Origin of the sequence: Paenibacillus albidus (assembly GCF_014644435.1) — a bacterium.
In the GTDB taxonomy this organism is placed as follows: domain Bacteria; phylum Bacillota; class Bacilli; order Paenibacillales; family Paenibacillaceae; genus Paenibacillus_AQ; species Paenibacillus_AQ albidus.
Genome location: NZ_BMKR01000002.1, coordinates 38,551 through 57,384 on the forward strand (window position 1 = coordinate 38,551; position 18,834 = coordinate 57,384).

Sequence of the window (18,834 nt, forward strand, 5' to 3'; positions counted from 1 at the left end):
GATGCTCCGTTCCATAGGCAAACGACTGCTGGAGCTGCTGTTATTTTTTCTGCTGTTATCCTTTGTCAGCTTCTGTCTCCTGAAGATCGTTCCGGGTGATCCCGTCCGGAGTATTCTGCGGGTAGATGATGTTGCTGTCACGAGTGAACAAATTGAAGCCATGCGTACGCAGCTGGGGCTGGATAAACCCCTGTTTGTACAATACGGGCTATGGCTGAAACAACTGGTGCAATTTAATTTAGGCGATTCTTATCTAACCAGCAGACCTGTGTTCAGTGAGTTCACCGAGAAACTTCCCTATACCCTGCTGCTCACTGCCGGTTCACTTGTTGTAATGCTGCTGATTTCCATACCTCTTGGAATACTTTCCGCTTTGTACCGTAATCGCTGGATCGACCAGTTTAGCCGGATTTTTTCATTGATAGGCTCATCGGTCCCCAGCTTTTGGCTGGGCCTTGTGCTTATTCAGTTTTTTGCGGTCCGGCTGCAGCTGCTGCCGCCTATGGGTGAAGGAAGCTGGCGTCATTTGATCCTCCCGTCGTTAACTCTGGGCCTGGCCATGTCTGCGATCTATGTCAGGCTGGTCCGTTCCAGTCTGATTGAGAGTGCGGGCCAGGATTTCGTAACTTCTGCCAAGGCGCGCGGCATCCATCCGGCGCGGGTATTCCTGTTTCATACCTTCCGGCACAGTCTGATTCCGCTCATTACTATTTTCAGCGAAAGTATAGGCAGCCTGTTGGGAGGAACGGTCGTTGTTGAGGTGTTATTTGCGTATCCGGGTCTCGGAAAATGGATTGTAGATGCCATAGCTGCCCGGGATTATCCGATTATTCAGGGGTATACCCTGTTCATGAGTGTGTTCATTGTGAGCATCAATATCCTTGTGGAGATGTCCTATCGCTGGATTAATCCTGAAATTGCGTTGAAGGGAAAGATAGAATCATGAGATCCATCATTGCTGCCGGGCAGCCATCCGGAAGACATCTGTTCAAGAAGCAGGCTGTTTGGCCTGCCGGCCTAGTCCTGCTTGTGCTCGTAATTGTTATGATCTCTCCTGCCCTGGCTCCGCAAGATCCCTATCGGCTAATTGTCAGCGACCGTCTGCAGCCCCCGGGTGCCGGGCACTTTCTGGGGACCGATCATCTGGGGAGGGATTTGTTCTCCAGAATGATTGCGGGCATCCGCGCAACAATTGGAACCAGCCTGCTTATTCTGACCTTCTCCATGCTTATCGGTGTTACCATTGGCTTATTGTCCGGATATCTCGGCGGTCTGTATGACCGCGTATTCAAAAGAATTATAGATGCCTTTATGACCCTGCCGGATTATATCTTTGCCATCGTTTTAAGCGGTTTGCTGGGTCCGGGCTTGATCAATCTCCTCTTTGCCGTGATTGCGGTGAAATGGGTAGGGTATGCGCGGCTGGTCAGAAGTGTAGTGCTGCAGGAAAAAGAAAAGGATTATGTTGCACTGGCCATTCTGGGAGGAGTTACGCCACTGCGGATCGTTATGAAGCATATGCTTCCGCATACTTTGGGCAATGTTTTTGTGCTGGCTGCACTGGATTTGGGTAAAATCATTCTTATGATCGCTTCCCTCTCCTATATCGGCCTCGGCCCCCAGCCTCCGGCTGCCGAATGGGGTTCGATGCTGAATGAAGGACGGGTATATTTCAATACCGCTCCGCATCTTATGCTTGCCCCAGGCCTGGCAATTATGATTACAGTGCTGCTGGCGAACCTTTTGGGGGACAAGCTGCGGGACCAATTCGATGTCAAAACCAGGAAGGAAGCGTGAGTCTGTGCTGAACATTCATAATCTTACCGTTGCCTCCGGCAGCCGGGAGCTCGTGAAAGGTATCAATCTGGAGATTGCTCCCGGCGAATGGCTGGCGCTTGCAGGTGAAAGCGGCAGCGGCAAAAGTCTTACCGCAGCCTCCATAGGAGGTTTGCTGCCCAAAGAGCTTAAGCTAAGCGGCACTATAAGCTGGAACGGCAGCACGTTGACGTCGCTGTCACCCTCCTTGAGAAGAAAAACACTGGGCAAGGAGATCAGTTATATTTTTCAGGATTATCAGGGGGCCTTTACGCCCTTTATCACTATAGGCAAACAGCTGGATGAACTACTGCGGGCACATACGGATCTGGAACGCCAGCGCAGAAAAAACATGTGTATAGATGCGCTGGACAATGTGAATCTTCCCGGCGGCAGAGTGTATACCAGTTATCCGTTCCAGCTCAGCGGCGGACAACTGCAACGCGCAGCGATTGCCTCTGCGCTCCTGTTGAATCCGGGGCTGCTCATTGCGGATGAGCCCACGACGGCACTGGACAGCCTGACTGCCCAGAAGGTGCTGAAGTATATCGCTAAAGCCAAAGAACGGCTGAATCTGTCCGTGTTATGGATTACCCATGATCTTAGACATGTCCGAAAATTTGCCGACCGTGTAGCTGTGATGCGCAAAGGTGAGATTGTGGAGCAAGGCGCCAAGGACCAGGTGCTGAATTCCCCTGCCCACGCTTATACCTCGCGGCTGCTGGCGGCTATCCCTCCCTTGTCCCCGAACGGTCCTCGGAGACTGGGACAACTATCCAAGAACAGCTTGCAGAGGGAAGAAGGCGCTTTATTATGACCGGTTTGATCGCCAAAGATATTATTCGCGTAACAAATTTGCATAAATCCTACTCCGCTGGCCAGCCTGTGCTGCACAGCATTTCCTTCCGGCTTGTTGAAGGTGAATGTCTGGGCATAGTAGGAGAAAGCGGCAGCGGCAAAAGCACATTGGCCCGCTGCTTGCTGACTCTGATGAATTGGCAGAGCGGCGAAATTCAATTTGACGGAGTTGAGCTGAAGGGATTGGGCAATAAAAAGCTGTTCCAAGCACGCGCCAAGATGAGTGCTGTGTTTCAGAATCCTGCGGCTGCGCTGAATTCACGGCTGCGGATATTGGATAGTCTAATGGAGCCGCTGGATCAGCGCAAAGGCTTTATCCCTTCATTCATCAAGGAACAAACAGCCGGACGGCTGGGTATGGCCAGGGCGCTGCTGGAACTCGTAGGGTTGCCGGCAGAATATTTGGTTAAATACCCTCACCAGTTAAGCGGCGGGGAGAAGCAGCGGGTGACCATTGCCCGGGCTATCAGTACGGAACCGGCTTTTATTGTATTGGATGAACCGACGGCAAGTCTGGATGTGACTACACAATCTGTGATCCTTAATCTGCTGAAGGATCTGCAGGAGTCGCTTGGCCTCTCCTATCTCTTCATCTCCCATGACCTGGCGGCCGTCCATTTCATGAGCGAGCGAATCATCGTGATGAAGAACGGCCTCATGCTTGAAGAATTCAGCAAAGATCAGCTGTTTGATGAGCAAAGGCACGGGTATACGAAAAAGCTGCTGGAGGTATTCTCTTAAATGAATTCATCGATGGAAAAGCCGACGCACCGCGCGTACCTGATGCTGAGTATTCCTTTGATCCTTTCTACAATAACGACCCCGCTGCTTGGCGCGGTCGATACTGCCGTTGTAGGTCACTTGTTTGACCCGTCATATCTTGGCGGGACGGCTATTGGAGTGTTGATCTTTAATACCCTCTATTGGCTTTTTGGTTTCTTGCGTGTCAGCACCTCCGGTTTTGCCGCCCAGTCACGGGGCAAAAAAGATCTTACGGAGGGAATGTCCGAGCTGATCCGTCCTTTGATGGTGGCAGGTCTGATCGGGCTTGCGTTTATTGCGCTGCAGACTCCAATCCTGCAGGGCGCTTTATCCCTGACTCAGCCGGAAGCGGATGTTGCCAAGTGGGCTTCGGTTTATTTTCAAGTTCGTATCTGGGGCGCTCCGCTGACACTGCTGAACTATGTTCTGCTTGGCTGGCTGATGGGCATGTCGCATATTAAATATACCTTGCTGATGCAGATTTCCATGAATGTATTGAATATTGTCCTTTGCCTATGGTTCGTGCAAGGATTTCAGTGGGGGGTCGCAGGTGTGGCGGCCGCGTCGCTGTTCGCTGAAGGTCTGGCCTTCCTTCTTGGCGTGATCTTTGTGTTGCGCTCTCCGTATATGAAGGTGTCCCTCCTGCGCTGGAGAGGTCAATTTCAGCGTAAGGAACTGAAGCGGATGTTTCGGGCCAATGGAGATTTATTGATCAGAACCGTTTGCCTGCTGGCCATGTTTAATCTTTTTACGGCCCAAAGCACTTCCTTTGGAACTGAGCTGCTGGCTGCGAATACGATATTGCTGCAGATTCACTACATTATGGCCTACTTTTTTGACGGGCTGGCCAATGCCAGCAGTATATATTCCGGTCAGGCACGCGGGTCCGGTAACCGCAAGCTGCTGGCTGCCACCCTGCAACTATCCTGGATCTGGGGAGGTCTGACTTCTATAGTACTGGCCGGATTATACCAGCTTACAAAAGGGAAGTTGTTTACGCTATTTACCGACAATGAGAGCATTAAGCAGATTGCGCTGCAATATGACGGCTGGCTGTTCCTGTTTCCGCTAGTCACAGGCCTTGGTCTGGTGTTCTATGGTGTATTTACCGGATTAACCTATACAGGGCCGGTTCGGAACTCCATGCTTCTATCCCTTGCCGTGTTCCTGCTGGGTTTGCAGTTTCTGGTTCCCGGCTATGGCAACCATGGGTTATGGGTTTCGTTCCTTTTATTTGGTCTGGGGCGTTCCTTGTTTCTGCTGATGTATGTACCGGGATTGCTTAAGAAGCTGCCAGGATAAACTCCCCCCAGAAATCATATTTTCACTTGTAAAGGATATTTCATAGACATATAATATATTAGATAAACACCAAATATCACTTTACACTTGGAGGCGCTATGAACCTCAATATTCGGGAAAAACTGGACCCTCTGTTTGAAACGATGGGGTTGCTCTATGTGAGCAGCAACAAGGACGAGCATAAGGAACAAACGATCATCGAGCTGGATAAGTTCGGTATAGACGGTGAGGCTTTTTATAGTAAAAATCTAAAGATCATCGATAAATATATCCAGACCTTTCAAAAGTACCAAATCCATGAGGACAGCGATCGCCTGTTTTTTAACGATGAGACGTATTTCTCCATTCTGCTGGCCCTGCTGTGTGAAAATGCCAACTGGCTCACTGAACTGGATAAAGTGAACGCGGACCGGATTCGGGAGGAATTGCTTCAGGTGCTGTTGTCGGAGGAGAATGTTCAGCAAGGATCTTCCGGAGAAAACACGCCTGTAAATGTACGTTCATTGGATGAGATTATTAGCTTTCTTGACGGGTGTTCTTTCGAGGAAGGCGTAAAATGGAAACTGATGAGCTTGCTGCAGCAGCCACATAAACAAATGCAGGCCCTTGTCAGTGCGGTCAACAGAAATCTGCCAGCCTTTGAGAAGGCCTGTGAAGAGGTCGGGAAGCCGCTTGGCAAGCTGATTCCCAAGTTTGTGCAATCGGTTCACAAAAATGGGGATGAACAGTTTCTAAAATTTATCGAGCTTTTCAGCCACAATAGTACCATCCACCCGGCCTTGATCATGCCGCTTGGTCAGGTGATGTACATCTCGCAGTGTTATTGCGGACTGTATGTGGGTTCGCTTCCCATTACCGGCAACAACTCTGCCGATTCCAAAGAATATCTGCTGCTGAGATTAAAGGCACTTGCCGATAACAGCAAATTACAAATACTCTCTTCACTTAAAGCAACTCCCAAATACAACCTGGAGATTGCTGAACAGTTAGGACTGTCGGCTGCTACCGTCTCCCATCATATGAACGTGCTGTTGGCTTGCGGAATGGTTGGCATAGACAAAAAGAACGGCAAGGTCCATTACCATCTGGATGCGGGCAACTTAAGGCTTTTGATTGATGAACTGGAACGGTATCTGCTGTAAAATGAAACGACTTCCCGTCAGGTGCGGGAAGTTGTTTTATTGTTTAGGAAATGATGCAATGCCCAAAAATCTGGATATCTTGGAAGCTTCAGATGATATAGCGGTGCAGGGGGATTGGGCTCCATCCGCGGAGTGAAGCGGACAGAGAAGACCCTATTTTGCGAAAAAGTCTGCTTTCCTGGGGGATTCGGACTCAGGAGCCGTTATATCGTTCGATTGAGCCTAGAATGAAGGAAGATAGGACAATTAGCGGAATCTCTGTCCGATTATCCTGCTGAATAGCCGAATCCTCCCCAATAGCGGAATCTCTGTCCGTTTGTCCTGCTAAATAGACGAATCTTCCCCAATAGATTTCCTGTCCACATTAGCCGCGGATAGATCGTGAAGGGACCTCATCATGTCCGCAGAGGGCCCCACGCAAAATTGCATGGTCAACAATGCATGTCCTAACCACGCTATATGGGCGAAAGTTGTGCACGTTGTACAACAATGTGAGCTCTAGGCAAGCCAAATGACGATAATCTTGCCTATTGTACAACAAACCGGGCCTCGTAAGCATATGCTGTCACCGGATTTCCAACCGCTTAAAGCGCTCAAATGAAGAAATCTGGGGACAACAGCGGCCGGAAGTCCGAACATTCACCGTAGTTACGCTTATGCTGATTGTGCGATTCTATTGTTCAACCTACATAGATATATTAGACAACAAACTAATTTAATTGACATCCATCGAATTATTATGATAAATTCTAATTGGAATTATATTGTAATCTAATTCGAGGAGTTGGCCATGTTATGAAGCAAGCGGTACGTCAGCACAAATTGCTGCTTACAGTAACACTATTATTCAGTATCATCACCTCAGCAGCGGGAGTCCTTATCGCACTTGTCCTGCAAAAGGTGATTGACGCTGCTTTACAAGGGGACTTGGGACTTTTCCGGGAAATACTGCTGCTCTCGCTTGTTTATTTGCTTCTCTTGGGGGTATTCGGATTTATCTATTCGCTGAGCAGCAAAGCCTTGATCCGTAATCTGACGATTTCCCTGCGGGAGCGGGTGTTCCGCGGCGTATTCCGGCAGAACGCTGAAGCTTTCTCAGCATCGAATACAGCTGATTATTTATCTGCGCTCACCAATGATATCAAGCTGCTGGAAGATCATTATATCCAGCCTATGCTGCAGGTTCTGCAGAATATAGTTGTTTTTGCGGCTTCTCTGGTGGTATTGCTCTACCTTAGCCCTTTGGTGACAGCGATTCTGGTGGGATGTATGGTGCTCATGTTTGCAATTCCCTCTCTATTCGGTAAAGCACTGCAAACTAAGCAAAGTGCCGTCTCCAGCCAAATGTCAATCTTCACCTCAAGGCTGAAGGATTTATTGTCCGGTTACGAAGTCATTAAATCTTATGCTATGGGCAGATATGCCGAGCAAACCTTCAAAGAGGAGAACCACCGGGCTGCGAACATCCGCTTTGCCGCTGACCGGATGTTCGCCCTTAACGAAAGTGTGTCCCATACCTTGGCGATCCTGACACAGTTTGCCGTTGTCTTTATTGCCGCCTATCTGATTATTACCGGCAATCTGTCCGCCGGAAGCTTGGTTGCCCTGGTTCAGCTGAGTGGCGGTTTCGTGGGTCCGGTGCTGGTCATCATGGAGAATCTCCCCAAAATCCAGGGGATCAAGCCAGTTCTGGAACGCATCGACTTGTTGGCCGAAGTGAACAATGAGCCGATTACGGAAGGATTAACACCTGTATTTAACAACTCGTTGGAGGCCCGGAATCTACAGTTTAAGTACACACAAGGAAAACCGGTGATTAAGGATATCTCGCTGAGTCTGGAAAAAGGCAAAAAATACGCACTGGTCGGTCCCAGCGGGTGCGGGAAATCAACATTGGTCAAACTGCTCACGGGATATTATGACAGCTTTGACGGCATCATTGAGCTTGACGGTACGGATCTGAAACGTCTTGACAGGGAACAGCTGCAGCAAATGGTCTCCACCATTCATCAGAATGTGTATATGTTTGATTCCGACATTAGGCATAATATATGCCTGCATGAAGAGTTCCCGGATGAAATGCTGGATAGGGCACTCCAAACCAGCGGAATTCATAAGTTTTTGCAGCATACTCCGAATGGCCTGCTTTCCCCTGTCGGAGAGAACGGTTTGCAGTTGTCGGGGGGTCAGCGGCAGCGGATTGCCGTCGCCCGGGCCTTGATCCGCAATAAACCCCTTCTGGTTCTGGATGAAGGAACCTCGGCTATCGATATGCAGACTGCTTATGAAATCGAGAGCAGATTATTGAAGCTTGAAGAACTGACCTTGATTACGATCACCCACAATATGAATGAGGAACTGCTTGGCTTATACGATCAGATTATATATATGGAGGATGGAATTATCGCCGAAATGGGAAGTCTGAAGGAGCTGCTTGAGCGTGGGGATAAATTCAGGAGCTTTTATACTCTGGAAAAAGAAGAGGTGCCTGCTGCCGGGTAATCATGTCCAGTCCGTAACGGATGAAACAAAGCAAGGCAGGCCGAGTCAATGCCCGGACCTGCCTAAAACTTCTGTTCTGTGTTTCAGTTGCTTCCCAACAGCAATTCAGTTTGAATCTCTAACTGTTTCTCCAGTGAAATCAGGTCGCCCGCCGAGAACTGGTCGATATCCAGCTGATAGATCCGGTTGTTCTTGTACGCAGGCAGCGATTTCCACAGATCCCCCTCCATAATTTCCTGGGCCCGTTCATCTCCCCCTTCCGTACCGTAGACGGTCACAAACATGTAATCCGCTGCGGCATCCGGCAAGGTTTCCAGTGACATGTCCAGTCCCGGGCCTCCGTTCATCACCTTATCTTTTACGAATTCCGGCGGCTGATAGCCAAGACCGGCGAAGAGGTTCCGCGTTCCACGGCCAAAGCTCTCCCCTACGACCCAGAAGTTTTTAGCCCAGATTTCATAGACTCCGACAGTCTCTCCTTCTTTTACAACACCGGTCAGCTTCTCTTTGGCTTCCGCCAGCTTGTCTTCATAATGTTTGATTGCCTGTTCGGCCTCTTCTGTTTTCCCCAGCAAATCCCCGAATTCCCGCAGCTCCGCATAAAGCTCTTTTGCTCCCCACGGGATGACGATTGTAGGGGCAATCTTTGAGAACTGCTCATAATTCTTGTCATTCGGCCGGATAATCAAATCCGGTTCAAGCGCAGCGACTTTCTCCAGCGCCACGGAATCATCTCCGATGTCCTCGATTCCTTCGGTACGTTCCTTGAGAATAGCCTGATTTAAGCTGGCTGTCCCTGCGCCTATCGGCTTGACACCCAGTGTTAACAGATGGCCGAGATACTGGGTCGCAACAATCCGTTTGGGCGAAGCCGGAATTTCAATCTCACCCATCACAGTTTGGAACTTGCGGGTAGCCGCCGTCTGTTTCACTGTTTGATTGGCCCCGTCCTGACTTTCTTTTTCTGTAGCTCCACATGCGCTAAGCACAAATACCACGCATAGGGTCAAGGCCAGGGCAAGCCATTTCCGCAATTGCATCGTTGCCGTCCTCCATTTTCTATCATTATGATAACGATTATCATTATCATGATACCAAGGGAGCACAGACCCGTCCATCACCGATAATAGGTCTTTTTATGGACTTTTGTAAGAAGCTCCGTCTGAACCATCAGCTGCTGTTCGATGGCGATAGGATCATTATGCTTGAAGAGCTCCAGATCGATCGGATAGATTCTCCCGTTCCGTACAGCCGGAAGCTCCTTCCATTCGCGGCTGGCCAGGACGTTCCGGGCAAACTCGGCTCCTCCGTTTTCCTCCCACACAGAAACAAATATATAATCTGCGGCATACTCTGCAAGCTTGTCCAGCGGCAATTCCAGACCTACTCCTTCATTTAATATATGGGGAGCCAGCTCTTCCAGGCGTTTGCCGAACAGGATTCGATTCCCGCTGCGTTCCTCAAGCTCCCAAACCTGAACTTGCAGCTCATATACCTCCAGCCCTGCCGCCGATTCCGGTGCTAGCCGAATATCGATGATCGCCCCCGGCGGACAATAAGCTACCGTTTTTGCTTTTAGCGGATGCCTGGCCCCGTCCAAATACAGATCCCCCGAGCCGCTGACCACAAACCACAACGTGTGTGTTTCCATAAACCCGCTGAACAATTCACCGGAGGGTCCGGACCTCCGCTTTCGGATCGATTGAAGCGCATATTGTGTATCTTCCATCCTGGAACCTCCTTTATGTATTGCTGGCGTTTCATTATCGTGTTAGCTTTAACTTTATACTACATTTGTTTGATTTCATAGGAGGCTAAAGATTTGAAAAAACTCACTGTAAGCGGAACGATCCTACTGCTCATCTCTGTAGCCGCCTTTATGTTTTTTCGGGATAAGACACCTGATGTTCAAGAAAAGGACGGAGTCTTGCATAATGCCCGGGTTAACGGCAACCGGCTGCAAGTCTACGAGAATAAAGCATGGACGGATCTCAAGATAAAAGGCGTCAACATGGGTATGGCAAAACCTGGATTGTGGCCGGGTGAGGCGGGGATTCCCGAGGAAGATTACTACCGCTGGTTTGAACGGATCTCAGAGATGAATGCCAACGTGGTGCGTGTGTATACCCTGCATCCTCCCGGCTTTTATGATGCGCTGAAGCGCTTTAATGAGACCCATGAGCAGAAACTGTATGTTCTTCACGGGGTGTGGGTTGAAGAAGAGAAGCTGATAGAAACTATGGATGCTTTCCATCCGGACGTACAGAACGCCTTTAAGCGCGACATTGAACAGATTGTGGATGCTGTTCATGGCAACGCGGAGATCACGGCGCAGCCGGGCCATGCCGGCGGGAGCTACAACGCAGATATTTCCCCCTACGTCCTCGGCTGGATACTTGGAATTGAATGGGACCCGGCCATGGTTAACCATACCAATCTCGTAAATGCGGACATTGGCGATTTTGACGGTAAATACATTTATACCACAGAAGCGGCACCCTTTGAGAAATGGCTGGCCGGTCTGTTCAACCATACCCTGGATTACGAGCTCAGCAACTATCGCTGGCAGCATCCCATCAGCTTCACCAACTGGGTGACAACGGACAAGCTGGATCATCCTGCCGAGCCTTCAGAAACGGAAGATCTTGTAGCCGTAGATCCTGATGTGATTCATCTGAAAAAAGAGATCCACACCGGACAATTCGCTTCGTATCATGTGTATCCTTATTACCCCGATTTTTTGAATTACGAGCCGGCATATCTGGGTTATCAAGATCACCGTGGACAATTAAATAATTATGCCGCTTATCTGAAAGAGCTTAAAGATGCCCACTCGCTCCCTGTTCTCATTGCCGAATTCGGTGTCCCCAGCTCCAGAGGACTCACGCATGAGAACCCTTTTGGCTGGAACCAGGGATTCCACTCCGAAGAAGAGCAAGGACGCATCGATGCCAGATTGTACGAGGATATTATTCATGCAGGGATGCTGGGCGGTGTGGTCTTTACCTGGCAGGATGAGTGGTTCAAGCGCACCTGGAATACGATGGATCAGGATAATCCCGACCGGCGCCCCTATTGGTCCAATGCGCAGACAAATGAACAGCAATTTGGTCTGCTCAGCTTTGACCGGCTCAAGATTAAGGTGGATGGGAATGCGGAAGACTGGGATGCTGCGGGGCAGGCTCCTTTCTATCACAAAACGAACGGCCCGCTGCAATCCGCCGGAGATGGACAGGATGCCGGCCGTACCCTGCGAAACGTATTCGTGGATCATGATGAACGTTATCTATATTTAAGAATCGACTATGAGGAAATGGAAAAGTCCGATCCTTTTAAGAATATGAACACGCTGATTGCCCTTCAGACCATCGGTGGTCAAGGGAATCTATCCCTGCCGAACCACACGGGAGCAGCGGGCAAAGAAGGCATCGATTTCGTAGTCCAGCTGCAAGGGGAGGATTCCTCACGCGTGCTGGTGGACAGTTATTATGATTTTTTCCAGTTCCAGTATGAAGAACAGCTGCCCAAGCTCGACTACCCGATAGAAAAAAACAGCGGGCATTTCCACCCGATCCGGCTCGCATTAAATAAAGAGATTGTTATTCCTTCCACCGGTGAAGTGAAGCCATTTCATTATTATGAGACTGGCAAGCTGCTGCATGGCAATGGGAATCCTGAGGCAGACGCTTATCAGTCCCTTGCCGATTTCAATGTGAACCGGGAGAAGGCGATGATCGAGCTTCGGCTTCCCTGGTCCCTTCTAAACGTCAAGGATCCCGGTGCCAGAGAAATTATCGGCGATTTCAGGTCAGAGGGCATCCAGAGCAGCAGCCGCATGGATGGGATTAAGCTCGCTGTTTTGACGTATAAACCGGACGCTGACGGTAATGCCGCTGCTGACGGGAACCCAGGCCCGTTTCGGGTCATGGACAGCTTTCCGCAAGCCGCAAACGGAGTTCTTGAAGAGATGTCTCGTTACACCTGGGAGACTTGGGATCTCCCACTCTACCAAGAACGATTGAAAAAGTCCTATTATATCCTCCAGGAGCTCTTTAAACAGCCTTAAAAGCTCACAGCAAGTTCTCTTAATCGATTCCAAACTTACTACAATTTATGACAAATAGGTATGAATGCACATGAATTCCACCCTTGTTTGTCGTATATTAGTTTTCTATAATCCCTTACTTCTTAGGAGCTGACGAAAATGACTGAAACCCGTATTTTGATAGCCGAGGACGAAGTAGTTCTCCGCTTTTTGTTAAGTGAAACCCTTGAAGATGCAGGATACAGCATTACAGAAGCCGCCGATGGTCATGAAGCCATCTTGCGGCTCCAGGATACCTGCTTTGATCTGATTATTGTGGATTACATGATGCCGGAAGCTACCGGTATAGAGGTATGTGAACGCCTTCGGGCCGGCGGCGGGCCTAACGCCGCCAAGCCGGTGATTCTGTTGACTGCCAAGGTGCAGGAGCAGGATCGTATACGTGCCGAGGTGGCAGGCATCACCAAATATATCTCCAAGCCGTTTAGTCCCATTCAACTGCTTGATGAGGTAGACGCTTTGATTCAGCTTCACCAAGGAAATGGACAATGATGCGGCCCAGGGAGAAGGGGCTTGCCGCCAATTTGTCGCGCCAGGTGGTCTGGCTTGCGTTCACCTTAGCATTCATTATAATTTCGACCAGCCTGTTCGTAAACTATCAGGTTCAAAGAAATGGGACGGAAATGCAGAACCGGCTCGAAGAGCTGAACCGGCTGCAGGATGCTGAATCCAATTATCAATCCATTGTATCGAACTCCAGAGCTCACCTGGCTTATGGACGGGATGAATTTCTAATGGATATAGAGTCCAACAAACAGCGTTATCATGCGGCTTTGTCCAGCCTAATATCCATGAGCGCAAATGACCCGCAGGATTCGGCAAGATACGCCGAGCTGCAGAGTCTCGGGGATGATTACTTTGACCAGCTGCAAACTGTCCTTTCCTTCAGGGCAGCCGGAAAGACTGGGGAAATCAACAATTTGTCCACCGCAAAAATCACGCCGCTGATCCAGACTATAGATACACATTTCGACAGCTTGCTCCACTTACAGCGGGCCAGAATGGCGGAACTGACTGAGAATAACAAAGACCTGAACCGGTTATTACTCTGGGCTTCTTTTGTTATATTGGCTTTTGCCGTTGTGTTTGTTGTCCGGCTCCGCAGTCATCTGCGGACGGCTGTCATCGCTCCGATTCAGGAGATGGAAGCGGTTGTCGGAGAAATAGGCGGTGGACAGTTCAAGTATCTGCAGGAGAGCGGACGGAAAGATGAAGTCGGACGACTGGTCACCGGAATCAATATAATGACTTCGCAGCTGCAGAACCGTCAAGAGGAGCTGGATCATAATCTGAACAAGCTGTCTGAGCAGCATGATGAACTGGAGGCTATGAACGAGGAGATCATGGCCCAGCAACTGGAACGTCAGCAAACCCTCGATCTCCTAACTGAACGCGAAGCCAAATTGGAGACTATCACCTCCTTCCAGTCGCATCTTACAGGGTTTACAGATATGGACTCATTTCTGAATACCTCTCTCCCCTCCCTAGTCGAAGCGCTTCAACTGGATGCCATGCTCCTGGTGAGGAGCAGCAATGATCATGAGCATGAATGCGTCTATTCGATCGGTTATCCGCAGCTAAGCGACTGGACGGGAAAAAAGGAGCTGTTTGGCCCTGCCCTGCGTGTGGTCAAAGAGCAAACGACAAGTATCCGAACTAGGCCTGTCACCGGTGCGGAACGTGGAATTCATGGTGGTTATGAATATGCCCATGACCAGTATTATCCTTTTATTGTCGAGCAGACTCAGGAGATCAAAGGATTTCTGCTGCTGACGTCTTATGGAAAAAAAGAGCTCTCCCCTGAGAATCTGGAAACAGCTTCAGGGCTTGTCAAACAATTCTTCCTGGCGTATACCGCCCAGCTTGCAAACGAGAAGCTTCGCAATCAGGCTGATGAGCTGGAGCATCTTAATAAACGGCTGGGCACGGAGAAGCTGCTGCTGTCCGAACAGCGGGACCGTTTCCGGCGAATCGTTGACTCCCTCCATGAAGGGATGCTGATCTGCGATTATACGGGTGAAATTTCATTTGTTAACCGGCCGCTAACCGAGCTGCTCTCCGCAGAGCTGAAGGTCGGTGCCAATATTGACTGGCTCTATGAGTATCCGGGAATAGAACTTAGTGTACGTACAGTGCTCCGCAATCAAATCCAGCTGGCCCTGGGTGGTTCACTCGAGGACTTTAGAGAGTTCCGCGAATATTTCTCCATCGGCAGTGACAAGCATTTTGAATTATACATGAATAATTTGAACGACTTTGATGAAAACGATCAGTTTCTCTTCGTCTTCCGTGACCGGACGGAGGAAGCCGCCGCAGAACGCGTAAAAAATGAATTTGTCAGTATCGTCTCCCATGAGCTGCGTACACCGCTGGCCAGCATCATGGGGTTTGTGGAGATTTTGTTAAAACGGGAAGTGGTGCCGGCTAAACGGCTCAAGTATCTGGAAACGATCCATAAAGAATCCATCCGCTTATCCAGTCTGATTACCGACTTTTTGGATCTGCAGCGTATGGAGTCCGGCAAACAGAAGTATATTCCTGTGCCTCTGGATCTGCGCAGTGTTGCAGACAACGTCTCAGCACAGTGGAAAAATACATCAACCCACCGCATTGAAACGGAATTCCCGGAAACGTCCTGCTATATTAAGGGAGATGCCGACCGTGTGATACAGGTACTGCACAATCTGATCAGCAACGCGGTTAAATATTCACCAGGTGCGGATCTCATCAATCTGCGAATCCGTGCTGAAGCTGAGCAGTGGATCATTGATGTTCAGGATTACGGTCTCGGTATTCCCGAAGATTCCAGGGACCAGCTCTTTAACAAGTTCTACAGGGTGGATAATTCGGACCGCCGCCAAATTGGGGGCACGGGTCTCGGACTGGCCATTGTTAAGGAAATGGTAGAGGGCATGGGCGGCAAGGTAACCTTCCAATCCGTATTGGGAAAAGGCAGCACGTTCAGTGTGAGCTTCAAGGCTTTTTCGCCCATCTCGTTAAGTCATAAAATTGTGGTTGTTGAAGATGACGAAACGCTGGGCAAATTGATCTCTGCTCCCTTTGAAGAACGAAATTACGAGGTTATTCTGATGGATACAGCCGAAGAAGCGTTGCTGCAATTGAACTATACTACCGGCAGCCCTCCCCTGCTCTGCATTGTTGACGTTCAGCTGAACGGGGAGAAATCGGGTTGGGATTTTGTGTCGGGCCTGCTGAATCATGAGTTTTTCCGGGCTACTCCCGTAATCGTGTCTTCAGTTCTTGAACGACCCGACTCCAGTTATACCGAATTTCAATATGGAGCCTATTTGCAGAAACCGTTCACTGTTGAACGGCTGCTGGAATTGGGTGAACAATTAATCAGTCATGCTCCCAGGCTTCCCCATCTGATTTTGCCTGTTCAAAATGAGGATCATGTTAAAGCTTCTTTGGAACAGAACGGAATTGCTGCAACTGACCTGAGCTCCTCCGGAGATATCATCAAGGTGAACCTTGTTCCTGCTGACAAGAGCGATACCGGTAACGAGGAGCGTGAACATTAGTTATGGATAAGTTTCAGCGCCTGTTTAGACAGCAAATGGAAGAGAAACTGGGAGTTTTGTCTTCTGCAGAACATGTGCCTGAGTTCGAAATCTACCGCCTGGCCCATTCGATTCGGGGCACGGCGGGGACCATTGGCCTGCAGGACTGGTCGGAAGCTGCAGATCAGTTGATTAAAGGTTTGATTGACGATTCCGTGCGGGAATGGCCGACGTCAGAGTTGAAAAGCTATCTGCAGCCTTTATTCAGCCTGCTCGCTGATCCCGAATCTGCCGCCGCAACACCAGCAACACCAGCCGATCCCGAAGAAGAATATTCGGAAAATATCAATAGAACTGCTGTTCCTGCCGCAGCCTCAGGAGAGCCTATCAAGCAGAATCTGATTGTCGTCGTTGATGACGATGCTGCCTTGTTACGTGTACTCAAAGAGGCTTTAGAGGAATACGGTTGGATGGTAATGGCGACTCCCCTGCCTGTCAAAGCGCTCGAATGGTGTTATGACCTGGAGCCGGATTGTGTAGTACTTGATATCGTACTGGAACAGAGCAGCGGTTTTGAACTGCTGGACAGTCTGCGCAGCAGATGTGAAGAACGTCTGATTCCGACGATACTGATGAGTGCAAGGAACGATAAGCAGACACGCATGAAGAGTTATGCTTCGGGTGCGGATGACTTCATCGCTAAGCCGTTTGACCTGGAGGAATTCGCCGCGCGTATTGGAAGGCAGCTCTCCCGGCGCCGCAGATTGACATCCGCACTGATGCGGGATGAGCTTACCGGAGCCTATAACAGTATCTTTTTCAGACAGGAGCTGGAGCGCTGGCGCAGCGCAGCTTTGCCGGAAGGCCAACCGCTGAGTTTGGCCCTCCTGGACATTGATCATTTCCGCAAGGCGAACGGCGAGGGGAATTATGATGAAGGGGACCGGCTGCTCCGTGAGTTCTCCTCCTTTGTCCAGTCCCGTCTGCGGGACCAGGATATCTGGGCCCGGGAACGTGCAGACCGGTTTTACCTGCTGCAGCCGGGGATTACAGAAACTGAGGCGGAGAGCTTTGCTAACCGCCTTCTGGAGGACTTTGTTTCTCCTCAGCCTCTGCCAGAGCATTCTGCACTGCCGGGTGTAACCTTTTCTGTTGGTTTGACCTCCCTCTCCGCCGAGCTGCCCAGTGAACAAATTCTGGAGCAAGTCGGCTTGGCGGCTGCCGCCTCCAAGGCTGCAGGTGGAGGCATCTGTACGGTATACCGTGAGCATCAGCCGGATGTTGTTGTCCAGGAACAACCCCTTCGTCTTGCCATCGTCGACGATGATGATCTGATCCGCAATTTGCTTGCCAAGCAGCTTTCCGATCTTTCACGAAATTACAACATTGAGATCGGCAAATTTAAGGACGGTGAAGATTTCTTCAGTAATCCTTGGCACGCTATGGGCGGCCGTTATCTTGTTGTGCTTGACCGGATGATGCCGCGAATGAACGGCATGGAGGTTCTCCGCAAGCTCCGCAGCGGTGCCGGCCGCGGAGATTATACGGTGCTGATGCTTACGGGTGTCAATGAAGAAAGAGAAATTGCCGAAGCGATCCAGGCGGGGACCGATGATTATTTAACCAAACCCTTTAGTCTAATCGAGCTGGAGGCTCGGGTGGTAAGACTTCTGCGGGGAATGATCCGATGATTGGCAGCTACAATATTGTGCTTTCTATCGCCCGGATTGCCGGTATCGTACTCCTTCTGTCTCTTGCTGTTCTATTGCTATATTTAACTGTACGCAAGATCATGAATAACAAGCTCAGAAGCAGGTATAACCAACAGCTTCAGATGTTGCAGGGTACGGATTCTGCATTGCAGGTATATCTGGAGACGGGTACAATACAGCGTTCTTTAAACAGAGAAGTAACCCGTCATTCCCCCTTGTTTGAAGCGCTGCGGGTCCGGCTTGCGACAAGCAGATCAGATCTGGAAAGAACCCGGATTTATGAGTACGCCCGCAACCACTTCCATGATTATTATGCCAGGCTGCTGCAAAAGCGCCGCTGGAGCACACGAGTGAATGTGCTGCTGGAGCTGGAGCTGTTCCAGATGAAATCGCTGCAGAATGAATTGCTTGCACTTCTTGCGGGGCAACGCTTGTCCCAGACGGAAAAATTCCTGCTGCTCCGAATTTTCGCCAGCTTTCAGATGAAGGAGCTTCTGCCTTTCCTGAAGGCGGACGACGCCTGGTTGTCCGAGTCGCAGTTGCTGCAATTGCTGCTGCCGCTCCAGCCTCCTCTAATGGAGATTCTTTTGAATGATTTCAACATGTATTCAACCAGGGTACAAAGTTCAGTGATTGACGCACTGCGTCTGCGCAATGACCGATCAGGCGCGGTGCTGGCGCTTTTGGAATCCTTGCTCAGTACTCCTGATGACGCGCTGCGTCTGCGTGCGCTGAGTGCACTTGCGAACTTCGGCTATATGAGTCCCGAAGGAGAGCAGAAGTTACTGGATGCCCTGGAGCATCCGGAGCACGGGTATTCGTGGATGGAGCGTCAGGCCCAGGCCCGTCTGATGGGCAGCATACGCGAGGAACCTTATATCACTTTTCTGCAGCACATGCTGGGGGATGAGTCCTACCAGGTCCGGCTTACCGCGGCCGATTCACTTTCCCGCTACAAAACAGGAGAAGACCAGCTGCAGCGTGCCGTTCACCATCATCCCGACCGTTATGCAAGAGAAATGGCGGCAGAAACGCTGGAAAGGAAACGATATGAAGGATTTTTCATTTGAGAAGCTGTATGTATTCCTGGAAGGTCTCACCTTTGTACTGGCGAT

At 50.0% G+C, this 18,834-nt stretch carries 14 protein-coding genes; 12 read left to right on the forward strand and 2 right to left on the reverse strand.

All coding sequences use genetic code 11. The features are described 5' to 3' along the window. Position 1: 1 nt before the first annotated feature. The 7 genes from nikB (at position 2) to IEY53_RS01945 (ending at position 8,381) form a co-directional block, all read left to right on the forward strand. On the forward strand, positions 2–946 hold the full coding sequence (gene nikB / locus IEY53_RS01915) for a nickel ABC transporter permease (RefSeq protein WP_189022193.1): 945 nt from the start codon (positions 2–4) through the stop codon (positions 944–946). A gap of 98 nt (positions 947–1,044) precedes the next feature. Next, positions 1,045–1,797 (forward strand): nickel transporter permease, encoded by a 753-nt coding sequence (nikC, locus tag IEY53_RS01920; RefSeq protein ID WP_229695946.1) that lies wholly within the window; start codon positions 1,045–1,047, stop codon positions 1,795–1,797. Between the two features lie 4 nt (positions 1,798–1,801). Further along, positions 1,802–2,632 (forward strand): ABC transporter ATP-binding protein, encoded by an 831-nt coding sequence (locus IEY53_RS01925; protein WP_229695918.1) that lies wholly within the window; start codon positions 1,802–1,804, stop codon positions 2,630–2,632. Then, positions 2,629–3,414 carry an ABC transporter ATP-binding protein gene (locus tag IEY53_RS01930; protein WP_189021929.1) on the forward strand — a complete coding sequence of 262 codons (786 nt, stop codon included), beginning with the start codon at positions 2,629–2,631 and terminating at the stop codon, positions 3,412–3,414. Before IEY53_RS01925 ends, IEY53_RS01930 begins: the two co-directional genes overlap by 4 nt. Then, positions 3,415–4,737, forward strand: a complete 1,323-nt coding sequence (locus IEY53_RS01935) for an MATE family efflux transporter (protein ID WP_229695919.1) — start codon at positions 3,415–3,417, stop codon at positions 4,735–4,737. It begins immediately after the preceding gene. Between the two features lie 98 nt (positions 4,738–4,835). Further along, on the forward strand, positions 4,836–5,879 hold the full coding sequence (locus tag IEY53_RS01940; RefSeq protein WP_189021930.1) for an ArsR/SmtB family transcription factor: 1,044 nt from the start codon (positions 4,836–4,838) through the stop codon (positions 5,877–5,879). 795 nt (positions 5,880–6,674) lie between these two features. Continuing rightward, entirely contained in the window at positions 6,675–8,381 is a 1,707-nt protein-coding gene (locus IEY53_RS01945) for an ABC transporter ATP-binding protein (RefSeq protein ID WP_189021931.1), read from the forward strand. Between the two features lie 83 nt (positions 8,382–8,464). Here IEY53_RS01945 and IEY53_RS01950 read toward each other — a convergent pair whose 3' ends face one another. Both IEY53_RS01950 and IEY53_RS01955 read right to left on the reverse strand, forming a co-directional pair. Further along, the gene (locus IEY53_RS01950) at positions 8,465–9,421 is read right to left on the reverse strand and encodes an ABC transporter substrate-binding protein (protein ID WP_189021932.1); all 957 of its coding nucleotides are present in this window, start codon (positions 9,419–9,421) and stop codon (positions 8,465–8,467) included. Between the two features lie 77 nt (positions 9,422–9,498). Then, positions 9,499–10,110, reverse strand: a complete 612-nt coding sequence (locus tag IEY53_RS01955; protein ID WP_189021933.1) for an ABC transporter substrate-binding protein — start codon at positions 10,108–10,110, stop codon at positions 9,499–9,501. 93 nt (positions 10,111–10,203) lie between these two features. Here IEY53_RS01955 and IEY53_RS01960 point away from each other — a divergent pair, with 93 nt between their 5' ends. The 5 genes from IEY53_RS01960 to IEY53_RS01980 all read left to right on the forward strand — a co-directional run bounded on the left by IEY53_RS01960 (position 10,204) and on the right by IEY53_RS01980 (position 18,789). Next, a complete protein-coding gene (locus IEY53_RS01960) occupies positions 10,204–12,447 on the forward strand; it encodes a glycoside hydrolase family 113 protein (RefSeq protein WP_189021934.1) in 2,244 nt (747 codons plus the stop codon). 138 nt (positions 12,448–12,585) lie between these two features. After that, positions 12,586–12,978 carry a response regulator transcription factor gene (locus IEY53_RS01965; protein WP_189021935.1) on the forward strand — a complete coding sequence of 131 codons (393 nt, stop codon included), beginning with the start codon at positions 12,586–12,588 and terminating at the stop codon, positions 12,976–12,978. Next, positions 12,975–16,028 carry an ATP-binding response regulator gene (locus tag IEY53_RS01970; protein ID WP_189021936.1) on the forward strand — a complete coding sequence of 1,018 codons (3,054 nt, stop codon included), beginning with the start codon at positions 12,975–12,977 and terminating at the stop codon, positions 16,026–16,028. The genes IEY53_RS01965 and IEY53_RS01970 overlap by 4 nt, the downstream gene beginning before the upstream one ends. Before the next feature lie 2 nt (positions 16,029–16,030). Continuing rightward, complete coding sequence (locus IEY53_RS01975) at positions 16,031–17,698, forward strand: response regulator (RefSeq protein ID WP_189021937.1); 1,668 nt, start codon at positions 16,031–16,033, stop codon at positions 17,696–17,698. Next, a complete protein-coding gene (locus tag IEY53_RS01980) occupies positions 17,695–18,789 on the forward strand; it encodes a HEAT repeat domain-containing protein (protein ID WP_189021938.1) in 1,095 nt (364 codons plus the stop codon). The genes IEY53_RS01975 and IEY53_RS01980 overlap by 4 nt, the downstream gene beginning before the upstream one ends. Positions 18,790–18,834: the final 45 nt, after the last annotated feature.

What these genes read in the sequence shown, in the direction of transcription:
- nikB (WP_189022193.1), top strand. Translation starts at nt 2, where the DNA reads ATGCTCCGTTCCATAGGCAAACGACTGCTGGAGCTGCTGTTATTTTTT.
- nikC (WP_229695946.1), top strand. Translation starts at nt 1,045, where the DNA reads ATGATCTCTCCTGCCCTGGCTCCGCAAGATCCCTATCGGCTAATTGTC.
- IEY53_RS01930 (WP_189021929.1), top strand. Translation starts at nt 2,629, where the DNA reads ATGACCGGTTTGATCGCCAAAGATATTATTCGCGTAACAAATTTGCAT.
- IEY53_RS01935 (WP_229695919.1), top strand. Translation starts at nt 3,415, where the DNA reads ATGAATTCATCGATGGAAAAGCCGACGCACCGCGCGTACCTGATGCTG.
- IEY53_RS01940 (WP_189021930.1), top strand. Translation starts at nt 4,836, where the DNA reads ATGAACCTCAATATTCGGGAAAAACTGGACCCTCTGTTTGAAACGATG.
- IEY53_RS01945 (WP_189021931.1), top strand. Translation starts at nt 6,675, where the DNA reads ATGAAGCAAGCGGTACGTCAGCACAAATTGCTGCTTACAGTAACACTA.
- IEY53_RS01950 (WP_189021932.1), bottom strand. Translation starts at nt 9,421, where the DNA reads ATGCAATTGCGGAAATGGCTTGCCCTGGCCTTGACCCTATGCGTGGTA.
- IEY53_RS01955 (WP_189021933.1), bottom strand. Translation starts at nt 10,110, where the DNA reads ATGGAAGATACACAATATGCGCTTCAATCGATCCGAAAGCGGAGGTCC.
- IEY53_RS01965 (WP_189021935.1), top strand. Translation starts at nt 12,586, where the DNA reads ATGACTGAAACCCGTATTTTGATAGCCGAGGACGAAGTAGTTCTCCGC.
- IEY53_RS01970 (WP_189021936.1), top strand. Translation starts at nt 12,975, where the DNA reads ATGATGCGGCCCAGGGAGAAGGGGCTTGCCGCCAATTTGTCGCGCCAG.
- IEY53_RS01975 (WP_189021937.1), top strand. Translation starts at nt 16,031, where the DNA reads ATGGATAAGTTTCAGCGCCTGTTTAGACAGCAAATGGAAGAGAAACTG.
- IEY53_RS01980 (WP_189021938.1), top strand. Translation starts at nt 17,695, where the DNA reads ATGATTGGCAGCTACAATATTGTGCTTTCTATCGCCCGGATTGCCGGT.